We start from the raw sequence: 6283 nt of genomic DNA, 5'->3' as shown, positions 1-6283 counted from the left end.
CACCACACCGGTCAGGTCCACCGTACCGGTGTTGCTGGCCGTAAAGGTGTAGGTGATCACGTCACCGGCATCACCGAGCACGGTGTTGCCATTGCTGTCGGCCACGGCCGCGTGCTTGACCACGGTGAAGCTGGCGGTGTTGTTGATCTTGGTGATGTCGGTGGTGGTGCAGCGCGCCGCAGCAGGACATGCGCTATCGCCACCACCGCCAACGCTGGCGGTGTTGGTTACCGAATCTGCCGTGCTCAGTGCGACCGCCACGGTGAGCGTGATGCTTGGGGCCGAGCTACCGCTTGCAATAGCAATTGCCCGGGTGCAGCTCACCGTCGAACCTGACGCGCTGCATGCCCAGCCTGCGCCGGTCCCCGACACATAGCTGAGACCGGAAGGAAGCGTGTCGACTACCGTGACAGCGCCACTTGTCGCAGCCGTTCCGCTATTGCTCACGGTCAGCGTATAGACGCCGTCAACGCCTGGGATGAAGTCCCCGACGTGGCTCTTGGCGATGGCCAGCTTCGGCGCGCCGACGACCGGGGTCGTGACAGTGTTGCTGTTACAGGGGGCGGCACTGCTACAGCTGCTGCCACCGCCAGATACGGACGCGGTATTGTCTACCGAGCTCCCGATCACGCTGGCATCAGCGGTTACCGGAATGGTCCATTGCTGAGACCCGTTGATCGCCAGCACGCCGCTGAAAGAACAGGTCACCACACGGCCCGCGATCATGCAGCCGGCAGGCATGGCACCGGCGGTCAACCCGACGGGTAGCTGGTCGACGACTTCGATCGGACCGGCCGTGGCCAGATCGCCGGTATTGGTCACCACCAGGGTATAGCTGGCCTCTACTCCCTCGGTGAAACTTGCGGACGAGGCGGCCTTGGCCAACGTCAGCACCGGCGACAGTATCCTGGTCGTGGCGCTGGAAGTATTGTTCGCCAGCCTCGTCGTGGGCTCGGCAACTGTTGTATCGGTGGTCGCCCAGGCGACGCTCGCGGTATTGGTCAGTGACGTCTTGATCGCCGGGGCAGTCGCTTTGATGACAACTTCGACCGCAGAGTTAGGCGGCAGGCTCGCAATTGAGCCCGACACCGTGGTTCCGCTCGCGACATGATTGCTACCGCACACTGCGGCGCCGAGCACGACATTGCAGGTCACCGCGTCGGCGGCGAGGTTGGCAAACCCCAAGGGCAAGGTATCGGTATACGTCGGGGCAGTCGCGGGATGCGTGCCGATGTTCTCGATCTTCAGTACGTAATTGAACGACGCCCCCGCATTTACTGTAGGAGGCGCGCTCTTGGTGATCTTCAGATCAACGATGCGAGGCGTATTGGTGATCGTACAGCTTACATTGTCGCCCTTGTTCTTCAGGTCAATTCCAGGTGGCGAAGCCGGGTTGTAGCTGCCACTTGGCAGTACCGTATTGCTACTGGTATTGCTGTTGGTGCAACTGATGGTCTTGTCGTACTGCGCCAACGTGGACGGGCCACCCGCCATCGATTCCTTCAGCGTGATGGTATTGCCTGGCATCACCGCCTGCGCGGTGACATATTTCTGCAGGCCACTGGCAGCGGCCGCCGTGGTCGCGGAGTCCATCCGCGTGCCCTTGATGTTGATCGTCTCGTAAATAAAACTATCACTGGGGCTGACCAGACCCACAATCTCTTTGCGCAGCTTCACACCGCCCCAGCGCAGGCCGAATGCGAAGCCCTGTTTGTTGGTACCGCTGGTGTGAACCTGGCCCACCACGGTGAACGGGGTTGGCCCGGGCACGCGCGTTGTCGTGAACACCGCAGCATTTGCAGTACCTGCTTTCCCGAGCAATCGACGGCAATCGATGGCTCCAAAACCACCACAGGCGGTGGTGCTGCCCGCGTGACTCTGAATCGTCAGGTTATTGGCAGTCGATGCACCCAGCCACTCCAGAAGCGTCAGTGGGCTACCACCGGATTGCACGCCAAAGTCGAGGCTTTCGTTTTCGTTGCTGGATTCACCGTCAGCCATGATCACTTCATAAGCGTGATCGACTGGGGTACCGGTCGGCGTAGAAAGACGGATGTTCTCCAGTTTTACACTGGTGCTATTGGCGGAGTTACCCGGGGTGTAAAGCACCGCCTGGTTTGGCGTATAGATGGTGTAGTAGCCAGTCGTACCACTGAACTGGGAGCCGCTCCAGCTTGGTGACTGGGCTGCGGCCAAGCCACCACCGGAGCTACCGGAGACGACCACATTGACCTGCATGGTTGAGCCATCAGGCAGGTCAAACGTCAGCGGTGTTGAGCCATTCGTCGTGAAACTCACACCATTGAGCTGGAGCCAGCAAATCTCCGAGACATGGGCACCCTTGGAGTTCGGGTCGGCCATTGCGCACTTGTTGGCCGCCTGCGCATCAGCGCCAAAGCCCAACAGCAGAAGCGCTGACAACGCCACCACCATCGAGGCGAACAACCTGGCCGGATTGAGCAACCATGAGGCGGGCCTCGGCACCCGCCGGGAGAACATCGAAACCTTGAGCCAGGCCAATGGATTGGCAGAATGGCGGGAAACGGATTGCTCGATTTGGTTGTTCAACGGGGAAGCCTCTGCAAAACCTGCGCGCGCGAGCCGCCAGTCATTGGCAGCCCGGGAGAATTCATGTTCGTCAGACGGTTCGCCCCAAAAACGAACCGCCAATCCAGCACCGGTCGGTGCTCGTGTTGGCGCGGATTCTTACGGCGCATCCACGGCTATTCAGTTCCGCTTTGTGACGGAAACTCTCACTTGCTTACTCGGCGGCCTTCCAGACGCGAGCATTAAACCGCTATCACTTTGATTTCACAAAGGAATTACACATACGGGCGCGTATGAAAGAGAACTAGCACGCTTTCAATTTAATGAATATAGGCTGAATGAAAAAGTGTGACCTAGGCCGTAAGACGGTAGCCGGCACCCCGAACTGCGCGAACCGGGAGGGTACAGCCGGTGGCCGACTGCACACGGTTACGCAAACGGTGCACAAGCACTTCAATCCGGTGCGGATCAAAGCTCCAGGGCTGGTCGGTTAGGGCGGCAATCAAGCGCTCGCGGGCGACCGTCTCGCCCGGAGATGAGAAAATCAAAGTGAGAAATGCACGTTCGGCCTCGGTCAGCGCCAGCACCTGCGCATTGGGCCCACGCAGGTCCCAACCATCGGATTCCAACGCCCAGCAGGGGCTATTGCCGCCCCCGCCGGCTTCCACGAGCTGTGCTGCCTCACCGGGCAAACGCCGGCGAAGGCTGTACAGCTTGGCAGCAAGGAATTCCGGCTCCGGCCGGTGCGGCAGGCAGGCATCAGCCCCGGCCCACAGGCCGTCAGCAATCAGCTGCGGGGTATGCGGGTCGACCAACAGGACCACCCCCAGATCCTCACGACGGCGCAGGTGCTCGACCGTCTCGACCATGCCGGTGCGGACCCGGGTGGTATCGATGACCACGATGTCGCAGGGAACGATCACCAACTCGCGGTACAGCGCTTCGACGCTGTCCAGGGCCTGGATCTGGGCGCCATAGGGCAACAGAGGTTGCAAGAGCTCCAGGTTGCCGACAATCCAGATACGCAGTGGCGCCAAGGCCGTGGGATTGGCTGCGCCCACGCGCGCATAGTTCAGATCCGATGCCACACACTCTCCCTGTCGGACGGTCAGTAGACAGTCCACCTATAACTGGGATTTTAGCCTAGCGTAATGTCAGTTATCGCTGAAATGGGGTACACACCGTTTTATGAATGGAATGGGCGCCACTTCCGCGACGCCCATTCAGTAGCTTTATTCGGCGGGAACGCCCATTTCCTGCAGCAATGCGGGAGCTGGGTATACCTTCGCCAACAGCCAGCGCAGGTAGCGCATGTCCACGTGCACGGCACGCTTGTAACGCGGATCGAACCACCAACTGGCGCTGACAGATTCCCAATTGGAATCGAAGTTCAGGCCAATCAACTCGCCCTTGGCGTTGAGCACCGGTGAACCGGAGTTGCCGCCGGTGGTATCCAGATTGGTCAGGAAGTTGACTGTCTGCGTCTTCAGCGCTGGATCAGCGGTGCTGCCGAAGTCGCCTTTCGCGATCGCCGCCAGCAGCGGCTTCGGTGCGTCAAACGGCACGGTGTTGGTGTTCTTTTCCACGATGCCCGCCACTGTGGTCACCGGCGCGTAGCTGACCGCATCGCGCGGGTGCAGCGCCTCGACTTTGCCGTAGCTGATACGCAGGGTGCTGTTGGCGTCCGGGTAAACCGCCCTGCCCTGGCTCGCGCGCCAAGCAAACAAGGCCTGCATATAGGACGGGCGCAGGCGCAGCTGCTCGCCTGCGCGTTCCTTGCTCTCGCGCTCGGCGTTGAGCTGAGCCATCACCAGTGCCGCCGCCACTGACACCAGCGGATCGGCTGCAATGAAGCCACCGTTGCGTGCGGCCTCGAAGCGAGACAGACGCTGTGCTTCATCACCCAGCTTGGTCTGTGCGTACAGCTCGTCCAGATGCCTTGCCAACTCAGCCGGCGTGCGTCCGAACAGGTTGTCGTAATGCGAATCGCGCTGCGCATCCGGCAACTGCTGGTAGCGAGTCAGCAGTGCAGTAAGCAGTGCTTTTTCAACGGCCGGGTCGTAGCGACGCTGCACCTGCTTGAGCACGCCTTCGATCAAGGCCTGGTCGCGCTGCTGGTAACCCGCCTCGCGCTCGGCATCGGGTTTGAGCGATTCCACCCGCAGGCGCTCCAGCAGCAGCGCCGAACGCAGCAGCTGGGTCTGGCTGGACATCAGCGTTACCAGGAACTCGCTGCTGCCGACCGCACGGTCTTCAGCCAAGGACGCGAACAGCGCGTCGATATCGGCCTTGTACTTGCCATCGGCGCTGGCCAGCATCGCCTGCTCGTCCTGTGCACGCTGGCTCTTGGCGTCGCTGCGCAGCAGGCCTTCCAATTCGCCGGCGGCACGCTTGCGATTGTTCTTCAGCGACTGCAGTTGCGAGGCATAGCGCGTGCGTGCATCGGCATTGCTCTTGCCCTGCGCTTCGATGACGTCGATCAACTGCTGGAACACCTCGACACGGCGCGGCAGCACGGTATCGATCTGGCTGGCGAACTCGTCGGCGGTGCGCAGGCGATAGGTGGTGCCCGGGTAACCGGCCAGCATCGCGTAATCGCCTTCCTTCGGACCATCCAGCGACATTTTCAGGTGTGCCGGTGGGTGATAAGGCACGTTGTCCTTGCTATACGGCGCCGGCTTGCCATCCTTGCCGACGTAGGCACGCAGCAGGGTGAAATCGCCGGTGTGACGCGGCCACATGAAGTTGTCGATTTCGTCGCCGTAATTGCCGATCGCACGCGGCGGCGCATAGACCAGACGGATGTCGGTCAGCTCCAACTGGCGGATGCGATAGAAGTCGCTGCCGTAATACATGTTGGCCACCGAGCAGCGCACGCCGCCTTCGGCTTCGCAGTCGGCGACGATGCGCTTGCGCGCGCTTTCCACCGCGTCGTAGTAGCCGCGGCCGGTCTTGCCACGGGCGTCCTTGAGCACCTCGTCGGTGACCTTGTCGAAACCCACGGTCACCAGCACCCGGTAATCGGGATTGGCAGCGCGCTCATCGTCGCGGCCCTGGGCGATGAAGCCCTCATCGATGAAGTTGTGCTCCTTGCTGGCGTTGTACTGGATGACGCCATAGGCCACGTGGTGATTGGTCAGCAACAAGCCCTCGTCGGAGACGAACGAACCGGTACCACCACCGACACGCACCACCGCGCTCAACGGCGGCGCGGTGACGTCGGCCAACTGCTTCGGGTCACCCTTGAAGCCGGCTTCCTTGAGCGTCCTGGCCAGCTCCGGCAGCTGGGTGGGCATCCACATGCCTTCATTGGCGTGGGCGGCGGTGGCAACCAGGCTCATGCCCAGCGCCAGCGCGGCGGTAAGTGGTTTGCGCGTCATCGGAACTCCAGCGGATTACAGAACAGGCGTGGACAGTAGCGGCCCCCGCTCGGAGCAGCAACCGCCAGCAGTCACACTGCTATCGCCAACGCTTGTAGGAGCGGCGTCGGCCGCGAAGCCAGTGCTGCATGAACTCGCGACAGCGCTGATCTTCGGCGCAGCACATGCGCTGTTGGCTGCGGATGGAGCGGTGACTTTGCAACGAAGCAGATCTTCGGTCAGGGCAATGCGCTATGGGTTGCGAATGGATTGGTGGCTTAGCCGGGGGCCCCCCCCGCCAAAAAAACCCACCCCCAAACCAGGGGGGGGTAAAAAAATATTTTTAAAACCCGGGGGGCCGGGGAGAAGGGGGGGGG

Annotated in this window: 3 protein-coding genes; all 3 read right to left on the bottom strand. The window is 61.5% G+C overall.

Going from position 1 to position 6283, the window contains the following annotated elements; all coding sequences use genetic code 11:
- The coding region (locus ACVOK8_RS19010) for a hypothetical protein (protein WP_481568176.1) at positions 1-2568 on the bottom strand (2568 nt) is incomplete at its 3' end.
- A gap of 332 nt (positions 2569-2900) precedes the next feature.
- A complete protein-coding gene (locus ACVOK8_RS19005; RefSeq protein ID WP_481568175.1) occupies positions 2901-3635 on the bottom strand; it encodes a winged helix-turn-helix domain-containing protein in 735 nt (244 codons plus the stop codon).
- Between the two features lie 144 nt (positions 3636-3779).
- Positions 3780-5927 (bottom strand): S46 family peptidase, encoded by a 2148-nt coding sequence (locus ACVOK8_RS19000; RefSeq protein ID WP_481568174.1) that lies wholly within the window; start codon positions 5925-5927, stop codon positions 3780-3782.
- Between the last annotated feature and the right edge of the window lie 356 nt (positions 5928-6283).

It is taken from the genome of Stenotrophomonas sp. STEN083, from assembly GCF_056759195.1.
This window is presented reverse-complemented; position numbering and strand designations above follow the sequence as displayed.

Coding starts and splice junctions, on each gene's coding strand:
- ACVOK8_RS19000 (WP_481568174.1), bottom strand. CDS start 5,927: ATGACGCGCAAACCACTTACCGCCGCGCTGGCGCTGGGCATGAGCCTG.